This window comes from Streptomyces sp. NBRC 110035 (assembly GCF_000829695.1).
Taxonomy (GTDB): Bacteria; Actinomycetota; Actinomycetes; order Streptomycetales; family Streptomycetaceae; genus Streptomyces.
In genome coordinates this window covers 261244-279866 of record NZ_BBNN01000027.1, presented here as the reverse complement: position 1 = coordinate 279866, position 18623 = coordinate 261244, and the positions used below count along the sequence as shown (strand labels likewise).

Genomic DNA, 18623 nt, shown 5'->3' with positions numbered 1-18623 from the left:
CCGCGCGCGCCGCCTCCCGAGGCGGGGACGCCGCCCGCGCCCCTCACGGCACGAACCCGAAAACTCCACGGAAAGGTCACACGCCCGTGGTCCGGGGCAGGTCCTGGCCGTCCCGGCCCGGGGCGGGACGGCCGTGCCAGTCCAGGCACATCACCAGGGAGTCGTCCGCAGCCGGGTGGGAGCCGCGGTACCCGAGCAGTTCCTGCAGTATCGCTCTGGGCACCTGCGAGGCGGGCAGCAGCCGCGTGCCGGTGATCGACGCGGCCAGTGCCCGGAGGCTGTACCTCTCACCGCTCGGTGACAACGCGTCGTAGACGCCGTCACTGATGAAGAGCAGGCGGTCTCCGGGTTCGACCTTGAGGTGCTGTGGAACGTAGACGGTGTCCTCGAACATGCCCAGGGGCATCTGCGCCTCCAGTTCGATCGCCTCGACCACCCCCTTGCGCACCCGCCACACGCGCGGTGAACCGGCGTCGATGATCTCCACGTCCCCGGTCGGGAGGTGGAACCGGAACAGCAGCGTCGACAGGTAGCGGCTTCCCTGGTACTGCCCGTGAACGGCCTGATCGGCCAGATAGGCCTGGTCACTCAGGTCCAGGCCGGCCCGGCGGGCATTGCGCAGGGCGTTGATCGCAAGGCTGGTCAGCAACGCGGCGTCGATCCCCTCGCCCATGCCGTTGCTGACGGTCACGTACAGGTGGTCGGCCGAGGCCGACCAGTCGAAGCTGTCGCCGAAGATGGCGTACGCGGGCTCCAGCTGGGCACCCAGGCTGTACTCGGGCCGGGCACAGGAACCGCCGGGGAGCAACTGCCACTGCATCTCGGCGGCCAGCGTCAGCCGTTCCGCCCGGCGCGCCTGCAGGAACAGATCGGTGTCCCGTCCTGCGACGACCACCTCGTGCGCCAGCGCGTCGGCGCACTCCTGAAGCTCCTCCACCACGTCCGCGGCCGGCCCGTCCTCGCCGGTCCGCAAGGTGACGCTCAGGACCCCCAGCCTGTCCCCCCGGACGCTGACCGGCAGGTGCACCGTCACCGTGGCTGCCGAGTCGTCGTACACCCAGTGCGGTTCCTGGGCGCCGAAGGCACGCCCCGCGGCACTCCCGTGCACCGACACCGGGGGGCGGGTGTGCGGCAGCACCCCGACGGGCTGCAGCCTTTTCATGGCATAGTCGGCCATGAGCAGCTCCACCGACCGGGCATGATGACGGCGCTCGATCAGGGAGCGGATCACGTCGAAGATCTCGTGGGGCGCGGCCTCGCGCAGAGAGCGTTCGACCGCGCTGGGTCTGTCCACTGGTACCGGTCCTTCTTTCCTTCGCCTATCTTCATGGTGCGACTGCCCACATCGACCAGCCGGAACGGGCGCAGACGGCCCACTCGGGAGTGTCACATGCGCGAGGCCCTCACCTCCCTCCACCCGCACGACTCCCCCGCCGTGCCCGAAGTCGGCCAGGTCCTGGAGCTCCTGGAGATCGCCTGGGAGCGTGGCCGCGGCGTGCTCGGTACCGCGCCGCTCTCCGCCGCCCAGACACGTGTGATGTTCACCATCGAACGCGAGCCGGGCATCAACCTGAGCACGCTGGGCCGCCGCCTTTCCGCAGCAGCACCGTCCGTCACCCGCCTCTGCGACCGCCTCCAGGCCGCCGGATTCCTCCGCCGGACCCCGCGCCCCCAGGACCGTCGCGAAATGCAGCTGGACCTCACCGACGCGGGCATCGCCCACCTGCACGGCCTCAGGCAGCGCCGGGAAGAGGCACTCCGTCAGGCCATGAGCCGCATGACTCCCGACGCCCAGCACGCCCTCGCCACCGGACTCGGCGCCCTGTGCGACGCGATCGGCGAACCCGCCCGGCCCTTCGGGCACCAGGAAACCGCCTGAGCCACACGCCCCGTCCGTGGGGCCCCGGACCACCGGCTCGGTGGCCGTCGGACGCGCCCCCGTCGGCCGCGGTGAGCCGGGCGCGGGCGGGAATGCCGCGGGCAGGGATGTGCCGCGATGCGACGGACCGTTCCCGAGGGTCCCGGCGTTCCCTGCGTTCCCTGCGTTCCCTACGTTCCCTGCGTTCCCTGCGTTCCCGGGAGTGTCCCGGCGTTCTGGGCGTTCCCGGGGTGGCGGCGGCCTCTTGTCCGTCGGGCCGGAGCCCGGGACGTCGGGTTGGACCGGTGCGCTCAGAGGTAGCGGCGGATCGGCACCACAGCCGCTTCCCGGGCCCGCTGGAGGAGGTCGCGGCGCTTCCACCGGCCGCGCTCGATCAGCACGCTCTTCTCCCGGTCCTCGTCGAAGTGCCCGTCCAGTGCCGCGGTGAACTCGGGGTCCATGACCGCGAGCATGACCTCCTCGTCGTGGGAGAGGGAGCGCCGGTTGAAGTTGGTCGAGCCGACCAGGGAGGCGATCCGGTCGATGGTGACGACCTTGGCGTGCATCATCGTCGGCTGGTACTGGTAGATCTTCACGCCGCAGGCGGTGAGGTCTTCGTAGTAGCGCTGTCCGGCGAGCTGGCAGACCCGCTTGTCGGTGTGCGGGCCCGGCAGCAGGATCTCGACCTCCACCCCGCGCCGGGCGGCGGCGCAGAGCAGCTCGGTGAAGTAGGCGTCGGGGGCGAAGTAGGCGGTGGTGAGACGGACGCGTTCCTCGGCGGACTCGAGGACGACGCGCATCAGGGTCTGCATGTCCTGCCAGCCGAAGGAGGCGGAACCGCGCACGACCTGGACGACGGCGTCGCCCTGGGGTTCGGTGCCGACGAACCGGTCGCGGTCGTCGAAGAGGTCGTCGTGGCACTCGGCCCAGTTCTGGGCGAAGGCGGCGGCGAGACCGTCGACCGCGGGGCCGCGGACCTGCACGTGGGTGTCGCGCCACTCGTTCTCGTTGCGCGCGTCGCCGCACCACTCCTCGGCTATCCCGACGCCACCGGTGAAGGCGGTCGCCTCGTCGACGACGAGGACCTTGCGGTGGCAGCGGTGGTTCTGCTTGAAGGGCGAGAGGTAGAGCGGCTGGCGGAACCAGGCCACGTCCACTCCGGCCTCGTCCATGAGGTCGAGCTGGTCCTTCTCTATGGGCCGGCTGCCGAAGCCGTCGAGCATGAGCCGCACCCGGACTCCGGCCCGGGCGCGCTCGGCCAGCGCCTCGGCGAACTGGTGCGCGATGTCACCCCGCCAGTAGACGAAGGTCATCATGTCCACGGTGTGCTCGGCACCCCGGATGGCGTCGAGCATCGCACCGAAGATCTCGTCGCCGTTGCGGAGCGGGACCAGCGCGTTGCCCTCGGTGGCCGCGATACCGATCAGCCGTTCCAGCCTGCGTCTCAGCCGCATTGAGCGGGTGTCGCGGACTTTCGTGTCCAGATCCGCGCGGTCGTCCAGTTGCGTGTCTTCGGGTACTTCCGTGACGCCAGACATGTTCTGTTCCACCTGTGTAGACAAAGGACGAGGGGGCGGCCGGGTTCGGCCGTCCCGGCACTCCGGAGGCCGACAGCCGTGAGGCGGCCTGCCGCCCTTCGGACCTGGCCGGATGCTGCCGACCACCGGACTGCGAGCAGGGAGCTTGTACCCCCGAAGCACTCAGGGATGCCGCCGGCCGATTTTCGCATTTCGGAACGGAGGCCGACGCCTCCTCCCGGCCCTTCGCGGCGGGTCGTCCCGTCGGTCCTTCCGGCGGCCCGTGCCGGTGGAGGGCGCCCCGCTGCGGGCACCACCGTTGCGTCGGGCCGGCAGGCCGCACCGCACCACGCCGACACGTCAGGCCGGGAGCCGGTCACCGACGGCCGGCTGTTGTCGGCGCAGGGGCTGCTCGAACTGCTGCGTTCCATGGATCCGCAGAGCCGAGGGCCGGGACCGGAGGTGGAGGCGATGCCTCCACCTCACGGCGCGGCGACCCGTCGTCGGCCGACTGGGGCCCTTGCCGGTACGTGCCTGCGCGCTACCCCCTCTCCAAGGGCGAGCACTGATAGCGCAGTCCCCGGCTGACCGTCCTGAAGCGGTCGCGCCCCTGGGTCGAGAACGGGTTCGGCAGGTCGAACACGCGGCGTTCCTCCGGGACGAGGGCCGAGGTGATCAGCGGGCTGTGGAACCGTGCCCGGTGGCTGTCGCCGTGTCGGGGTGGAGGGTGAAGACCCGGTCCAGGCCGGCGATGCGCAGGATCCGGGCGGTGTTGGCGGGGACCGCGGCCAGGGCCATGCCGCCCCTGTGTTCCGTGGCCAGGTTGCGTGCCACCAGCAAAGCGGTGATGCCGCTGGAGTCGCAGAACTCCAGGCCGTCCAGGTCCAGGACCAGCAGTTGTCCCTCGGCCAGGACGAGGCGGTCCAGGGTCTGGCGGAGTTCGGGTGCCGTCGTGTAGTCGAGGTCGCCGGTGATTTCCAGTACGGGACCGGTGGCCGCGTCCCGGGCAGTGATCGTCAGAGGGCTCATGTCAGGTCATCACTCGCGAGGGTGGGGAGCGGGGCGGGCACGCCGAGGGCGAGCAGCGCCGTGTCGTCGTCGAGGCCGTCGTCGAAGCCGGCGAGGAGCCCGACCAGAGCGGTGACAAGGGCCTGGGGGCCCTTGGCGGGCTGTTCGGAGACGAAGGCGCGCAGGGCGTCGTCGCCGTAGAGCTCACGCTTGGGCCCGGTGCGGGCTTCGGTCAGGCCGTCGGTGTAGAGCAGCAGGGTGTCACCGGGGGACAGCCGGGTGCGGGCGGAGGTGAACTGTGCCTGCGGCAGGGCGCCGATGAGCATGCCGTCGGGGGTGGGGAGGTAGTGCGCGGTGCCGTCGGCGCGCTGGATCAGTGCGGAGGGGTGACCGCCGGAGGCCAGGTGCACGCCGACGTGGTCGCCGCCCGGGTGCAGGGTGCCGAAGACGGCGGTGCAGTACCGGGGGTCGCCTCTGGTGTACCGCTCGTGCAGCACCGTGTTCAGGGTGGTCAGTACGGTGACGGGGTCCTGGTCGTGCAGGGCCGCCGCCCGCAGCGTGTGGCGGACCAGTGAGGTGACCGCGGCGGCCTGGGGGCCCTTGCCGCACACGTCGCCGAGGAAGAACGCCCACCGGTCCGCGCCGAGGGAGAACAGGTCGTAGAAGTCTCCGCCGAGGAGATCCGGAGAGGCGGTGTGGTAATAGGAGCCGGCTTCCAGGCCCGGGACCGTGGGCAGTCCGGCGGGCAGCAGGCTCTGCTGCAGGACGGCGAGGGCTTCCTGGAGTCGTTCGCGGTCGACCTCGGCCTGTCGGCGCGCTTCTTCGGCTTCCCGGCGTCCGCGCAGCAGCTCGGTCTCGTAGGCGCGGCGGTCGCGGGCGTCGAAGACCGTGGTGCGGACGAGCATCGGCCCGCCGTCGTCGCTGGTCTTCACCTTCGAGGTGACGAGCACCGGCATCCGCTGCCCGTCCGTGGCTCTGATGTCCAGGGCGACGCCGCTGACCTCGCCGTTCATCTGCAACAGCGGGGCGAAGTGCGTCTCGTGGTAGAGCTTGCCGCCCACGGTGAGCAGATCGCTGAACCGCATCCGGCCCACCACTTCCTGCCGCGAGAGGCCCAACCACTCCAGAAGAGTGATGTTGATCTTCGCGATGGTGCCGTCCATCAGCGTGGACAGGTAGCCGCAGGGCGCCTGCTCGTACAGTTCCTCCGCGCTGTCCTCCAGCAGGACGGTGAAGGCCACGTCGGTTGCCTCCACGGCTTGCTCCGCGTCGGGGCGGTGACCGGGACAGTGACTGCTGCGGCCCATCAGCGGGCCTCCTTCATGAAGTCGGTGATCGCCGCCGCGGTGGCCTGGGGTGCGCTCAGTTGCGGGCAGTGCCCCGTCGCCTCCAGCGTGACCAGGCGGCTGCCCGGTATCGCGTCGTGGACGTAGGCACCGACCTCGCGGGGGGCGATCGCGTCCTGCCTGCACTCCAGCACCAGCGTCGGCACCTCGACCGTCTTGAGCTCCTGGCGGCTGTCGGACAGGAACGTCGTGCGGGCGAAGACCCGCGCCATGTCCGGGTCGGTCGCGCAGAACGAGGTGGTCAGCTCCTGGCCGAGTTCGGGCCGGTCCGCGTTGCCCATGATCACCGGGGCCATCGCCGCCGACCAGCCCAGGTAGTTCGACTCCAGCGACTCCAGCAGCTCACCGATGTCGTCCGCGCTGAACCCGCCCCGGTACCCGTCCTCGTCGATGTAGCGGGGTGACGGGGCCACCATCACCAGACGGGAGAACCGCTGGGGCGCCTCGGCCGCTGCGAGGACCCCGACCATGGCGCTGACCGAGTGCCCCACGAAGACCACGTCCCGCAGGTCGAGCTCCTCACAGACGTCCAGGACGTCCGAGGCGTAGCCCTCCAACGAGTCGTAGCGCTGCTCGCTCCAGGCCGCGGGGTCCGAGCGTCCGGAGCCCACGTAGTCGAAGAGCACCAACCGGAAGTCCTCGGCGAGCAGGGGGACCACCAGGCGCCACATGTTCTGGTCACAGCCGAACCCGTGCGCCAGCAGGAGCAGCGGCCCGTCCGCACGGCCGGTGACGGTGACGTTGTTCCTGCGGCGGATGTCCGTGGATGCGGGGTTCATTCAGAACCTTCCTTGATACGGCCTGCATCAAGGAATTCCCGCCGCGCAAGAGCGGTGCGGGGATCACGAGAACGAGCCGGAGGGAACGCGAAAAAAATCTGGTGTGCGGCACATCCGGTACGGATGCGGGCGAGGGCGGCCCCACGCGTGAGCCCGGGACGGGGAACACCCGCAGCGGAGCGCCCGCACCCCGGGAGACGCGGGCCCTCGCTGCAGGGTGCGCGTCGGCATCAGGCGGGAGCGATGTCCTGGGCCGTCGGGCCCTTCCGGCCCGGCGCGACGCCGAAGGCGGCCTTGAAGCCGAAACCTCTTGCCGCGTTGAGCCACTTCACGGTGCCAGACGCCATGCCATATCTCCTTTGGGGCAGTACGCGCGCCCGGACCCGCGGTACGCGGATGCCGGTCCGCCGCAATGACACCCCTCCCGGAATGACCGGAAATAAAAAGCGCTTCCAACGACTGAAAATTCCGTTCGAGGCGCTTGAGGTTCGGGAACCAAGTCTGCAGCTGAAATCGACGGTAGCACGCCACGACAGTCGGTGAATATTACACTCTTCTGCTCCGCCCATTGCGGCAGGAACACTCCCGGCGCGGCGTGCCCCATCCTCACCTCGCGGTCGCAGATGCAGCCGGCGCGCGCAGCAGAGGCCACCGACACCGTGGTCCCGGTCCTCTCCCGGCTCGTCACCACGCCGGCGGCGGCGGGGCGACACGCGGCCGGACGGCCCCGGTGGCCGCGCCGTCGCCGCGGTCGCCGGCGCCAGGCTCCTGGCGGCCGCGCCGCCACCCGTCCTGCGCCAGCCGCGGCGCGTGGGCGATCGAGGCCGCGGCCCTCACAGGCGCTCGGCATGAGCCGTCCCGCAGCCCCTGCGACGTCCGGGCGTCGGCGGGCGTCCTGGAGCGCACCACCGGCAGGCGCCCTGGTTCGCCTTCGGTGCCACCGCGGCATGAACCCTGGCGGGGGCCGGGTGACCGCGGGGGCCGGGCGGCCCACACTGAGGGGCCCCGAAGATCCCGGAGGTGGCCCCCGTCACCACCGCCGTCTTCGAGGGCAGCGCGGCAGCCTTGTCCAGATCGCGGCCGAGCCGCGGTAGGCGGTCCTCCGTGTGCCCGGACCGGCTCCGACGGACCTGGCCCGCGCGTGGCCTCGCCGGCTTCCGCAGCGGGGTCAGCGTCGGGAGCCGGGGGCAGGAGCCGGGGGCAGGACGCCTCGCACGAGCGGTTCCAGACCCTGGCTGCCGTGCGGGTCGGCGCCGCCGGACGTACCCGGCGACGAGGAACCACCGGTCCCCGGACCGTGCGGACGCGGTGGGGACGGCGCTGCCCCGCCCTCACCGTGGGCGGTGAGGGCGGGGCAGGTGGTCGGTTCAGGCTTGGCCGGCGGTGGGCGGACGATGGTCTCGCCGACGTCGACCCCGGCGGGCCGGTCGACGGCTGTGCCGCCGCCGGACGGCGGGCGTTCGCGAGCTCGGGGTGGCGGCTCAGGTCGCCCGCAGCTGGACCCCGGTCACGGTCGGGTTCCCTGCCGGGCGCGCGGGTCGCCCTCGCGGTAGAGCACGAGGTGCTCATGGAGGAGAACGCCGTCACGGACGTCGCCGGTGGCGGTGAAGCCGGTGTCGTCGACGTAGTCGAGGTGGCTGCCGGTGACGGTGTAGCGGCCGGTGCAGGCGCTCCGGCGGTTGCCCCGGGCCTCGTCGTAGCGGCCGTTCGGCAGCAGTTCCTGGCGGATGAAGCCGTCTGCGGTCACCCACATCCCGACGTACGCATGTGGATCGCGGGGCTTTTCGTTGCTGGTCATGGCTCCAACCTCGGCCCCGCGCCGGGAAGCAACCAGGCCACCGTCCCCCCGGGTGCGGGCTTCCCGGGTGCCGCGCCCCCACCGTCCACGGGGGGGTCGTGATCACCGCCCCGCCTCCTGAGCAGGTCGTTCGGGGCCGGTCCCCGCTCGCCGCCGCACCGGGCGGCACTCACCGTGGGTGGGGCGGACCTGGGGGCAGGGCGGCCTGGTTCCGATGACGGGACGCGCCGAAGCTGACGGCGCGGAAGCCGCCCGGCGCCACCCGGCGCCCGCCCGCCTCGACGGGGGACCTCGTGCACAGCGGGTGCGCACCGGGGCGGAGAGGGAGGAAAACCGTGCGCCCCACGGATTCAGGGTCAGGACGCAACCGCCCGAACCAGGGCAGACCGACGCCGGTGGCCCCGCCCGCGCGCCGGCTCCCCGGGCAGTCGCCCCGCTTCGGGGTCGTCATGCCGGTCGGGCCCGGCTCGACGTCCCGACCGGCACCGTCGTGCGCCGGGCGGGACGGACACCGATCCGGCCCAGGCGGTATCCGGACGCGGCACGGGCCTCTCAGCCAGTCGACATCCCCGACGGGCGGATCAGTCCGCTTTCGTACGGCCTGTGACGTTCCCGAGCCGGTCGGCCGGAGGGCGACGCAGCCGCGTCCTCACGAGGTCCCGCCGAAGCGGTTGCGGTGCCGGTGGGCTCCGTCGGCCCGCCCGTGGTCCCCGCCGTCACGAAGGTGCGCCGCCTCCGCCCCGGGGTGTCGTCCGTCAGCGCCGTTCCCTGTGCTGTTGGTGTGCTTCGCTGCCCTCGCGGTAGAAGAGGTGGCCCCCGTGGTGCAGTACGTCTCCGTCGAAAGTCCCGTCCGCGCTGAACCCGGTGTCGTCGACGTACTCGATCCGGGTCCCGGAGACCTGGTGGGAACCCGTGTAGGCGCTCTCCCGGTCTCCGCGGGCCTCGTCGTAGCGGCCGTTCGCGAGCAGCTCCTGACGGATGTGCCCGTCGGCCGTCACCCACATCCCGACGTACGGGTGCGGCGGGGCGTCTGTGACTCCGGCCGGGCCCGCCCCCCGGTGCCGATGCGGACGGTGGGGCCGCCGTCGCCGTCGCGGGTGACGGAGACTGGTGCCGGCCGCGCTGCGCGGCGTCGTCGGGGCCCGGGAGGCTCCCGCTGTCCGGCCCGGCGGAGCACGCGGCAAGACCTCCGGCGACGAGGACGGCGACGCATGTGCCGCCGGCCGCGGTTCCGAGGAGGCGGGCTCTCACGTGGCCCGCCTCGACGCGTCGTCCCGGGTTCGGGGTGGGTGCTCGCCGCCAGCGACCCGAGCAGGCGCAGCGCGTCCGCGGTCCGGGTGCCCTCCTGGGCGTGGTGGACGATCAGCTTGAGCACACGCAACTTCTCCCGCCGCTTCCACGGGACGACCGGCATGAGCCCGGCCAAGTGGATCCTCACCCGCAGGCTCGACGAGGCCCGCAGACTCCTGGAGACGACCACCTGGAGCATCACCCGCGTCTCCGCGGCATGCGGGTTCGCCAGCGCCGTGACCTTCCGGCAGAACTTCACCGCGCACTACGCGACCACACCGACGTCCTACCGCCACCGCTTCACCGACCACACGGCGGCGACCGGTTCCACCCCGGAGCCCTCCGGCCCCCGGACGGAGGGAACACAGGCACAGGCACAGGCACAGGCACGCGGTCACCGGCGCAGACGGTCGCAGTCGCAGCCCTCTTCGCACGCGGCTCGGCTGTCAAGCTGCCGGGACAGTGGGAGGTACGGCCTCGTACGGCCGTCCGGCTCGCAGGAGGGCCCGGTGGACGTTGACGCGACGGCGGGCCCGGATCAGGACGGCCTGGATGTGGCGCTTGCCCCGGGCTGCTGGAGCTCGCGCCGGAGGGCGGGATCACCGGCCACCCCGGCCAGGACGAGCACGATGCGGCAGGCAAGCACGGCGGCGACTCCCGCGACGGCAAACGCTCCACGACCTGCTGACCGACGTGGGCCCGGTGGAGCCGACCTTCGTGCCTACTGGTTCGTCAGGCTGCCGCACACCGACGAATCGCCTGCCCGGTTCCCCGAGGCGGCGCGCTGCCCGCGCGGAGAGGCGCCGTTCGGGCAGCGCCGTCGTGCCCGTGGGGTGGGATGTCGCCGATCGCTGTGCGGAGGTGCTGGTTGTCGAACCGGTCGGCCTCCCCCGGCCTTCGGCCGGGGGCGCTCCCACCGCGGTGGCGAGTCCGCCACGGCTGCGGGATCCGCCGCGAGGCCGGAGCCCGAAGCCGGTTGTCCGCCGGACAGAGGTCAGCCGCTGACCGTGATGGTCGAGCTTCCGCTGCTCTGGTAGCCCTCGGTGGCCATGATCATGTAGTACCTGAACTGGCCCATGTTCATGCCCGCACGCGCCCAGGCGTCGAAGTGGTTGCCGGTGGTGATGGTGCCGGAGCCGCTGGTGACCTTCGACCGCCGGACGCTCCAGTACTGGTCGAAGGTGCGGGTGCCCTCGACGGAGGGGGCGTTGTACCGCGTCGTCTTGTAGATGTCGTACGTGCCGCCGTCGCTGTGGACGGTGCCCCTGTACTCGCCGGTGGGCCGGTAGCTGCCCCAGTTGTCGACGATGTAGTACTCCACCAGCGGGTTCGACGTCCAGCCGTAGAGGCAGCCGTAGCCGTTGCCCGACGGGTTGAAGTAGCCGGTGTAGCGGACCGTCCTGCGCCCGCCGGTGTTCCAGCCCTTGCCGGCGACGAAGTTGCCGCAGTTGGTCCACCGGGTGCTGTAGTTGCCGCCGCCGTTGAGCGTCATGGAGACGGAGCCGCCGCCGTCGGTCCAGAACGAGTAGTACATGCCGTCGTAGCCGGTCTGGTTGGTGGTGATGGTGGTGGCGGCGTGGGCGGTGCCGGGCAGCAGCAGTCCGGACGCGGTGGCGAGCGCGACGGTGCCGGCGCCGCCGAGGAAGCCTCGTCGGCTCAAGCCGCCGGAGGGAGCGGGGTGCTGCTGGATCTGGTCCTGCTGTGTGCCGTCCTGTTGCATGCGTCCTCCCGATGAAGGCTGGTGGGGGCGGGCGGCTCCTGCTGCCCGCGGCCTTGCATGGAACACGGCGGGGGTCGCCCGTCGTCGTGCCGCACCGACCGACCGCCCTCCCCGGTCACATGACGTGAGGGGAACGACGGTCTCCTGTCGTTCGGTGGCCATAGTTTTCGGAAAGCGCAATGAACCTGTCAACGCTTTCGGCAGTCTTTCGGAAACGTTCCCTTCACCAGAAGAGGTCTCAGCGAGTACATCTTCCCTGTTCAAGCCACCTCTCACGCGAACAGCCGCAAGGGATGGGATGAAATGGGGAAGAGACGCAACGCAAGCACGTGCGCGACGTTCGAAACTTTCGGACGGATGTGGACGCGACTGCGGCAGCCCCACCGGGAACGACTGCGCGCGAACGGCCTGGCCCGGGTCGCCTCGTACGACGCGGCGAGATCCGCGACCGCCGCCCACGTCGAGGTGCGGTGCCGCGCGCGGCCCCCCGCATCCGCCGGCCTCGCCCTGACGGACGCCTCGGCTCCCGTACCCCCTGGCCCTCACCGGCGGCTGTGCCGTCCGGGCGCACCGCCTCGTGAACCGCCCCAGCCGGGACCTCGACGTGGCCACCGAGAACCCGGCGCCCGTGGCCGACACCCCGGCCACGCTCCGCGCCGGCCCGAGGAGTGGCAGCGGCACACCGGGATGCTGGTGCCCCACCACTGGGAGCCGGACACCGGTCTCACCCGTGCCGCCACCCAGTCCTGGGTGCTGCGCAGCGAGGGCAGGACCATCCTGATCGACACCGGCGCGGGTAACGGCAAGTACCGCCCGCTGCAACCGATCTGGTCCTATCCGAACACCGGCCACCTGGCGAATCTCGCCGCTGTCGGCGTGCGGCCCGAAGACGTCGACATCGTCGTCAACACCCACCTGCACGACGACCACGTCGGCCGGGACACCCGGCTCGAAGGCCGCGACCGGGTCCCCGCCTTCCCCCGCGCGACCTACCGCATGCCGCAGCGTGACGTCGAGTACCGGAGGCCCGAGAACCTCCCCGACACGGTGTTCGGACGGGGCAACCAGAACGTCTACGAGGACAGCGTCGACCCGGTCGTCGAGGCCGGTCCGGTGGAGACCTGGGACAAGTCGTACACCATCGACTCCCACCTCCGCCTCGAACTGGCACCCGGCCACACCCCCGGCGCCTCGATCATCCACCTGGAGTCCGGGGGCGACCGCGCGATCTTCGCCGGCGACCTCCTGCACGGCGCGATCCAGGTGCACGAGCCGCACAGCAACAGCTGCTTCGAAGAGGACGAGGACGGCGCTCGCGCCAGCCGTGCACGCATGTTCGCGCACGCCGCGGACAACAACGCCCTCGTGTTCCCGGCGCACCTGCCCGGGCACGGTGCCTTCGAAATGCGCCGCCGGGGTTCCGGCTTCGAGCTGACCCACTGGGCGCCGTTCTCCCCCACCTGATCCGACCGCCCGTCCTTCAAGGGGGAACCCACGTCCCACCGTTCCCAGGTGCCGGGCTGCGGGGTGTCGTCGCGTGCGTGCGTCGGTGGAGGAGATGCGCACACGCGGCCGGGAGGAAGCCCCTGCCAACACCAGCGGCCTCTCCTCTCCCTCTCCCTCCGCCTCCGCCCCCGCCTCCGCCTCCGCCACGTTCGTCCGGGGCCGTTCGATCGCAGACACCAGGAGACCCGTGTCGCGCACGCTGTGCTCGGTACCGTCGACCGCACGGGCGATGGCCAGGATCTCGTCGATCCGGAGGTGGCGCACGTCGGTCACTTCGGGTACTCCAGAATCTCCGCATCGCCGTCCATGAACTCGGCCAGGACGTCGTCGACCTCGAGCTCGGCCCGGTTCCGGGCGTCACGGATGGCCTCGATGGCGAGTTCCTGCTTGCTGCGGCCCTCGCGACGAGCCCGCTCGGTGAGCTTCGTGTCGAGGTCCTCGGGGAGTCGGAGTGTCATCGCCACGCAGGGATGACACCTGACTGGTATCCGGGTGGCGAGGCGACAGGGCGTCGCGGCCAGGAGGTGCCCTGCCGTGCGACGGAGCGACCCGGAATGTTCGTAATAGCGAACAACGGCCGGAGTATCGAGCAGCTCACTCGGCAGGGAACCGATGAACGACGTCAATACCTCTCACATGCGTCGCCATTGGAGCCGAAACATTCGGGGGACCCTGTGCGGGAAACGTCGCACGCCACACCGACGGATGGCCGAGTCGCCCCACACTTGACGCCGGAGCGGAGGCGGTCCGGCGCGGCCCGCACACCCAAGGGTTCACGCCGGCGCCGAAGCGGTGGACCGGCGAGCAGACCTTCGACACCGCGCCACCGCACCGCCGCCTTGCCCGCGTCCACGAAAACCGCCCAGTCGGCGCGGCATCATGGATCCACTGGCCGACGGCCGACGCGGTGACCTTGCCGGGGCACCGGCCGCGCCGCGCAGACCCAGCGGGATCCACCACCCTTCGGGACCAGGACCCGGAAGCACTCCGGAGGTTCGCGAGACAGCCCGCCGGTCCAACGGTTCGCACGGAGAAGGGAAGTCGAGCAAGAAGCGTCCGCGCGCCCGCCCCGACCCCGACCCCTGCCCTGCCGCATCCACCGACGGCGTCGGGGTTCGCCGTCCGACCCACCGGGATTCCGAAAGTTTCGAACGAGAATCAGAAACTTTTTCTGCGGAGAGTATTGACGACCCCTCATCAATACCTCGATCATTCCCGTCTGGGAAACCGGCCCCAGATCGATATTTCGAACCACATCGGCCTTGGGCGATCCGTGCCGCACGGCAGATCCACGCACAACCGCACCACAGATCCGCGCACCAAAGCACCTGCGCCACCCGTTTCGTTCCGGTGGGGTCCGCACCAGTGCATCCTGGCTCTTCACGCAGTGGGAGAGGTCCACGACGCCGCGTGGCGGTCCCCCGGCTGAGCCGCGATGGAGTACCCCCCGTGCCTGTGTCGAAGATCGCCCCGTCCCATGCCCGCGGTGTCCGGTGATCCCGTGCTGCCCGGGATCCGGCCCGCCCCGTCCGTCCGCCCGTCTGCCGAATGGAGCGGACCACGCAATCCCCTGCGCTTCGGTCCTTCCGTGATCTCTACCTTGGAGGCACAGTCATGGGCTCGTATGCCCTTCCCAGACCCATTGTCCGCCGGAAGATCCGCGGTCTGCTGTTGGCGCTGATCGTCGGCGTCCTCGGTACGGCCACCGCACTGGTCGCGCCGCCGACCGCACACGCCGCCGAGAGCACGCTCGGCGCCGCGGCGGCGCAGAGCGGCCGCTACTTCGGCGTCGCCGTCGCCTCGGGCAGGCTGGGCGACTCGACGTACGCGACGATCGCGAACCGTGAGTTCAACTCGGTGACGGCCGAGAACGAGATGAAGATCGACGCCACCGAGCCGCAGCGGGGCCAGTTCAACTTCACCGCCGCCGACCGCGTCTACAACTGGGCGGTGCAGAACGGCAAGGAGGTGCGCGGCCACACGCTGGCCTGGCACTCCCAGCAGCCCGGCTGGATGCAGAGTCTCAGCGGCAACGGTCTGCGCCAGGCGATGGTCGGCCACATCAACGGCGTGATGGCCCACTACAAGGGCAAGATCGCTCAGTGGGACGTCGTGAACGAGGCCTTCGCCGACGGCAGTTCGGGAGCCCGACGCGATTCCAACCTGCAGCGCAGCGGCAACGACTGGATCGAGCTCGCCTTCCGCACCGCGCGCGCCGCCGACCCGTCCGCCAAGCTCTGCTACAACGACTACAACGTCGAGAACTGGACGTGGGCCAAGACCCAGGCCATGTACTCCATGGTCCGGGACTTCAAGCAGCGTGGTGTGCCGATCGACTGCGTCGGCTTCCAGTCGCACTTCAACAGCGGCAGCCCCTACAACAGCAACTTCCGCACCACCCTGCAGAACTTCGCCGCCCTCGGCGTCGACGTGGCCGTCACCGAGCTCGACATCCAGGGCGCCTCACCCACGACCTACGCCAACGTGGTCAACGACTGCCTGGCCGTCGAGCGCTGCCTCGGCGTCACCGTCTGGGGCGTGCGCGACAGCGACTCCTGGCGATCGGAGCACACGCCGCTGCTGTTCAACAACGACGGCAGCAAGAAGCCCGCCTACACCGCCGTCCTCAACGCGCTCAACGGCGGCACCACCACGCCTCCTCCGACCGACGACGGACAGATCAAGGGCGTCGGCTCGGGCCGCTGCCTGGACGTGCCCAGCGCCAGCACCACCGACGGCACCCAGCTCCAGCTGTGGGACTGTCACAGCAACAGCAACCAGCGGTGGACGTACACCGACGCCGGCGAGCTCAGGGTCTACGGCAACAAGTGCCTGGACGCCGCCGGCACCAGAAACGGCTCCAAAGTCCAGATCTACAGCTGCTGGGGCGGCGACAACCAGAAATGGGTCCTCAACTCCGACGGATCCATCGTCGGCGCCCAGTCCGGCCTCTGCCTCGACGCTGTCGGAGCCGGCACCGCCAACGGCACCCTGATCCAGCTCTACTCCTGCTCGAACGCCGACAACCAACGCTGGACCCACACCTGAGGGGACCTGCCACAAACGAAAGGGCGAATCGATGACGGCCTACGGTGCGGCTTCCCCCGCACCTCCGGGAGGACATCGTTGACGGTCCCGGGTCGCCGCCGTGGTGGTGGCGACCCGGGGCCGGCATGTTCGCCGCGGTGACTCCGGCGCCCGCCGAGGCGGCGACGGTGGACACCGATGCCGGGAACGCCCTGGTCAATCGCACCATCGACGGCGGCAACGTCGTCCAGTACACCGACCGGGACGGCGCCGACCAGCAGCAGACTCCTGGAGACGACCACCTGGCGAACCCGCGTCTCCGCGGCATGCGGGTTCGCCAGCGCCGTGACCTTCCGGCAGAACTTCACCGCGCACTACGCGACCACACCGACGTCCTACCGCCACCGCTTCACCGACCACACGGCGGCGACCGGTTCCACCCCGGAGCCCTCCGGCCCCCGGACGGAGGGGACACAGGCACAGGCACAGGCACGCGGTCACCGGCGCAGACGGTCCCAGTCGCAGCCCTCTTCGCACGCGGCTCGGCGGGACCGGATCGGCGGAATGCCGCGCGCGAAGAGGGCTACGACTACGCCCACCTGCGGCGATGGTTGCGCGAACGCGGCATCACCCACCGCATCGCCCGCAAGGGAGTCGAGTCCTCGCAACGGCTGGGCCGCCACCGCTGGACCGTGGAACGCACCATGTGCCTGGCTCGGCGGCTGCCGCCGCCTCCACCGACGCTACGAACGCAAGGCCGGCCACTTCCTCGCCTTCACCAGCATCGCCTGCACCCTCATCTGCTACCGCAGGCTCGCCAAATGAGATGACCTCCAACTCGCTTTCGGCTTCGACACCTCCGTCGGCACCGCCCACGCCTATGCTGCAGCCGTTAAATTGACACACCCCCTACCGGTACAACGAGCGCCGACAGGTCGTCGCCCAGACCGACCCGCTCGGCAACACCACCCACGCCGAGTGGGACCCGTACAACCGGCTGCTCTCACGCACGAATCCGCTCGGCCACACGTCCCGTTTCAGCTACGACGTGCGTGGCAACCTCATCTCCGTGGTCCGCCCCGACGGCACGGTCACCACCTGCGAGCACGACGCCTCCGACCGTCCCCGGTGGATCACTTTGCCGAACGGCGGAAGGCCCCGTGCCAGGGCCGGACAGGACAGCCACCTGCACCGCTTCGAACACGGCGAGCCCGTGGGCATCAACGGCAGCGGGCGGGAGACAAGAGACGTCGAAGTCGTCGTCCGCGACGGCCATATCCATACGGCGTATCCGGTCTGAGAGACCCGACCTCCACGGCACGAAGTGGTCTAACGTGCCGATGAACACCTGCCCCGGCAGCCGTCCCGATTGTGAGGACCCTCGTGCACATCGCCCCCCTCAGCCCCGACGACCCTGCCGAGCTGGGCGGATACGAGCTGCTCGGACGGATCGGGCAGGGCGGCATGGGCCAGGTGTATCTCGGGGAGTCGCCGGGTGGGGAACCGGCCGCCGTGAAGGTCATCAAGCCGTCCGTCGTGGACTCCGAGACCCGGCTGAGGTTCGCGCAGGAGGTGGAGATCCTCAAGACGGTGTGGGGCGCCCGGATCGCCGCCCTCCTGGACGCCGACCCGGAGGCGGACCCGCCGTGGCTGGCGACCGAGTACGTCGAAGGGCTGGACCTCAGCAGGCACGTGGCCGGTCACGGACCGCTGGACGCCCTGCTCACCGCCTCGCTGGGCGCGACGCTCGCGGAGGCACTGGCGACGGTGCACAAGCAGGGGCTGCTGCACCGCGATCTCAAGCCGGCCAACGTGCTCCTCGGCCCCAACGGACCGAAGGTGATCGACTTCGGCCTCGCGGTGTTCGCGGAGTCCAGCGTGTCCCTGACCGCGGCCAACACGGTGGTCGGCACTCCCTCCTGCATGCCGCCCGAGCAGGCGAACGGTGACAGGCCCCTCACTCCCGCGGTCGACGTGTACGCGCTGGGTGCCGTGCTGCTGTTCGCCTGCTCGGGGCATGCTCCCTACCGGGCCGACACCATCCATCTGCTGTTCCACCAGGTCGTCGATCCCACGATCGCGCCGGACCTCTCGGGGGCACCGGAGGAGCTCGCGCCGCTGCTGACGGAGATGCTGGCCCACCGTCCGGAGGACCGGCCCGCGCTCGACGATGCCGTACGGCGGTGCCGGGCCCTGATCGAGGCGCACGGGCTCAAGATCGCCCAGGCGCGGCGCAGGCTCACGAACTACACGGCCGCTCCGGCTCACGTCCTCGACGACCTGCTCGCCGTGAGCCGCCCGAATACGGAGGGGTCGGCGACCCGGGCGCGAGCGCATACGTCGGACGGCCCGGTCGACGCTCCACCCCCTCGGCAGGAACCGGGCATGGCAACGCCTGGGCCGGCCCGGCAGGAGCCGAGCGGGTTCCGGCCCAGCCGCCAGGATCCCGAGGTGCTCCCGCCCACGCCGCCGAAGCCGCCGGCCCGGGTGCCGCCGCCCACGGATCCGCGACTGCTCTTCGCCCGCGGCGACACCCCCGCGCCCCCGCCGGCCGACGGCGCGCCCGCCTCCCCGGCAGCAGGACAGCCGCCGGCAGACAGAACGGCGGAGCGGGACAGCGCGCGGCCCTCGCTCCGCCCGGCGGGCCGGGGCACCCCGGGCGGCGATGACAGCAGCGTCCGACGGCGTTCCCTGCGGCATTCCGCCCAGGCCCGGATCACCGCGCAGCGGTTGCGTGAGGCATACGCGGCCAGTACCCCCTTCTGACCCGTACG

14 protein-coding genes and 4 pseudogenes are annotated in these 18623 nt (G+C 71.0%); 7 read left to right on the top strand and 11 right to left on the bottom strand.

Annotated features, from left to right (window positions below):
- Positions 1–76: 76 nt before the first annotated feature.
- Positions 77–1294, bottom strand: coding sequence for a PP2C family protein-serine/threonine phosphatase (locus tag TU30_RS18165; RefSeq protein WP_042171265.1), 1218 nt, complete (start codon positions 1292–1294; stop codon positions 77–79).
- 96 nt (positions 1295–1390) lie between these two features.
- Between TU30_RS18165 and TU30_RS18160 the strand changes: the two genes are divergently transcribed.
- Positions 1391–1879 carry a MarR family transcriptional regulator gene (locus TU30_RS18160; protein WP_042171263.1) on the top strand — a complete coding sequence of 163 codons (489 nt, stop codon included), beginning with the start codon at positions 1391–1393 and terminating at the stop codon, positions 1877–1879.
- A gap of 290 nt (positions 1880–2169) precedes the next feature.
- Here TU30_RS18160 and TU30_RS18155 read toward each other — a convergent pair whose 3' ends face one another.
- From TU30_RS18155 to TU30_RS38040, 7 genes and pseudogenes are all read right to left on the bottom strand, one after another.
- On the bottom strand, positions 2170–3396 hold the full coding sequence (locus TU30_RS18155) for a phosphatidylserine/phosphatidylglycerophosphate/cardiolipin synthase family protein (protein WP_078878345.1): 1227 nt from the start codon (positions 3394–3396) through the stop codon (positions 2170–2172).
- Between the two features lie 654 nt (positions 3397–4050).
- A complete protein-coding gene (locus TU30_RS18150) occupies positions 4051–4404 on the bottom strand; it encodes an STAS domain-containing protein (protein ID WP_042171261.1) in 354 nt (117 codons plus the stop codon).
- The gene (locus TU30_RS18145; RefSeq protein WP_042171257.1) at positions 4401–5690 is read right to left on the bottom strand and encodes a PP2C family protein-serine/threonine phosphatase; all 1290 of its coding nucleotides are present in this window, start codon (positions 5688–5690) and stop codon (positions 4401–4403) included. Before TU30_RS18145 ends, TU30_RS18150 begins: the two co-directional genes overlap by 4 nt.
- A complete protein-coding gene (locus tag TU30_RS18140; RefSeq protein ID WP_042171254.1) occupies positions 5690–6508 on the bottom strand; it encodes an alpha/beta fold hydrolase in 819 nt (272 codons plus the stop codon). Before TU30_RS18140 ends, TU30_RS18145 begins: the two co-directional genes overlap by 1 nt.
- A gap of 230 nt (positions 6509–6738) precedes the next feature.
- Positions 6739–6855, bottom strand: coding sequence for a cold-shock protein (locus TU30_RS38330; protein ID WP_370626670.1), 117 nt, complete (start codon positions 6853–6855; stop codon positions 6739–6741).
- 1160 nt (positions 6856–8015) lie between these two features.
- Entirely contained in the window at positions 8016–8306 is a 291-nt protein-coding gene (locus TU30_RS18135; RefSeq protein ID WP_042171252.1) for an Atu4866 domain-containing protein, read from the bottom strand.
- Between the two features lie 755 nt (positions 8307–9061).
- Positions 9062–9340 (bottom strand): annotated as a pseudogene (locus tag TU30_RS38040) (Atu4866 domain-containing protein); the annotation flags it as partial.
- 30 nt (positions 9341–9370) lie between these two features.
- On the opposite strand from TU30_RS38040, the gene TU30_RS38325 reads away from it, so the two are divergent.
- Entirely contained in the window at positions 9371–10633 is a 1263-nt protein-coding gene (locus tag TU30_RS38325) for a helix-turn-helix domain-containing protein (RefSeq protein WP_370626669.1), read from the top strand.
- Here the strand turns inward: TU30_RS38325 and TU30_RS18125 are convergent.
- Complete coding sequence (locus TU30_RS18125; RefSeq protein WP_042171247.1) at positions 10591–11316, bottom strand: glycoside hydrolase family 11 protein; 726 nt, start codon at positions 11314–11316, stop codon at positions 10591–10593. The genes TU30_RS38325 and TU30_RS18125 overlap by 43 nt on opposite strands.
- A 687-nt stretch (positions 11317–12003) precedes the next feature.
- Between TU30_RS18125 and TU30_RS18120 the strand changes: the two genes are divergently transcribed.
- Entirely contained in the window at positions 12004–12780 is a 777-nt protein-coding gene (locus TU30_RS18120) for an MBL fold metallo-hydrolase (protein WP_078878341.1), read from the top strand.
- 174 nt (positions 12781–12954) lie between these two features.
- Here the strand turns inward: TU30_RS18120 and TU30_RS38320 are convergent.
- Positions 12955–13095 (bottom strand): annotated as a pseudogene (locus TU30_RS38320) (toxin); the annotation flags it as partial.
- On the bottom strand, positions 13092–13286 hold the full coding sequence (locus TU30_RS18115) for a ribbon-helix-helix protein, CopG family (RefSeq protein ID WP_042171244.1): 195 nt from the start codon (positions 13284–13286) through the stop codon (positions 13092–13094). The pseudogene TU30_RS38320 and the gene TU30_RS18115, both read right to left, overlap by 4 nt.
- A 1150-nt stretch (positions 13287–14436) precedes the next feature.
- On the opposite strand from TU30_RS18115, the gene TU30_RS18100 reads away from it, so the two are divergent.
- The 4 genes and pseudogenes from TU30_RS18100 to TU30_RS18090 all read left to right on the top strand — a co-directional run bounded on the left by TU30_RS18100 (position 14437) and on the right by TU30_RS18090 (position 18615).
- On the top strand, positions 14437–15870 hold the full coding sequence (locus TU30_RS18100) for an endo-1,4-beta-xylanase (protein ID WP_042171237.1): 1434 nt from the start codon (positions 14437–14439) through the stop codon (positions 15868–15870).
- Positions 15871–16385: 515 nt separating this feature from the next.
- A pseudogene (locus TU30_RS34220) lies at positions 16386–16674 on the top strand (transposase); the annotation flags it as partial.
- Between the two features lie 166 nt (positions 16675–16840).
- Positions 16841–17149, top strand: a pseudogene (locus TU30_RS37340) (RHS repeat domain-containing protein); the annotation flags it as partial.
- Positions 17150–17232: 83 nt separating this feature from the next.
- Positions 17233–18615 (top strand): serine/threonine-protein kinase, encoded by a 1383-nt coding sequence (locus TU30_RS18090; RefSeq protein WP_042171440.1) that lies wholly within the window; start codon positions 17233–17235, stop codon positions 18613–18615.
- Positions 18616–18623 lie beyond the last annotated feature (8 nt).

What these genes read in the sequence shown, in the direction of transcription:
- TU30_RS18155 (WP_078878345.1), bottom strand. Translation starts at nt 3,396, where the DNA reads ATGTCTGGCGTCACGGAAGTACCCGAAGACACGCAACTGGACGACCGC.
- TU30_RS18135 (WP_042171252.1), bottom strand. Translation starts at nt 8,306, where the DNA reads ATGACCAGCAACGAAAAGCCCCGCGATCCACATGCGTACGTCGGGATG.
- TU30_RS18100 (WP_042171237.1), top strand. Translation starts at nt 14,437, where the DNA reads ATGGGCTCGTATGCCCTTCCCAGACCCATTGTCCGCCGGAAGATCCGC.
- TU30_RS38330 (WP_370626670.1), bottom strand. Translation starts at nt 6,855, where the DNA reads ATGGCGTCTGGCACCGTGAAGTGGCTCAACGCGGCAAGAGGTTTCGGC.
- TU30_RS18120 (WP_078878341.1), top strand. Translation starts at nt 12,004, where the DNA reads ATGCTGGTGCCCCACCACTGGGAGCCGGACACCGGTCTCACCCGTGCC.
- TU30_RS18160 (WP_042171263.1), top strand. Translation starts at nt 1,391, where the DNA reads ATGCGCGAGGCCCTCACCTCCCTCCACCCGCACGACTCCCCCGCCGTG.
- TU30_RS18125 (WP_042171247.1), bottom strand. Translation starts at nt 11,316, where the DNA reads ATGCAACAGGACGGCACACAGCAGGACCAGATCCAGCAGCACCCCGCT.
- TU30_RS38325 (WP_370626669.1), top strand. Translation starts at nt 9,371, where the DNA reads ATGCGGACGGTGGGGCCGCCGTCGCCGTCGCGGGTGACGGAGACTGGT.
- TU30_RS18140 (WP_042171254.1), bottom strand. Translation starts at nt 6,508, where the DNA reads ATGAACCCCGCATCCACGGACATCCGCCGCAGGAACAACGTCACCGTC.
- TU30_RS18145 (WP_042171257.1), bottom strand. Translation starts at nt 5,690, where the DNA reads ATGGGCCGCAGCAGTCACTGTCCCGGTCACCGCCCCGACGCGGAGCAA.
- TU30_RS18150 (WP_042171261.1), bottom strand. Translation starts at nt 4,404, where the DNA reads ATGAGCCCTCTGACGATCACTGCCCGGGACGCGGCCACCGGTCCCGTA.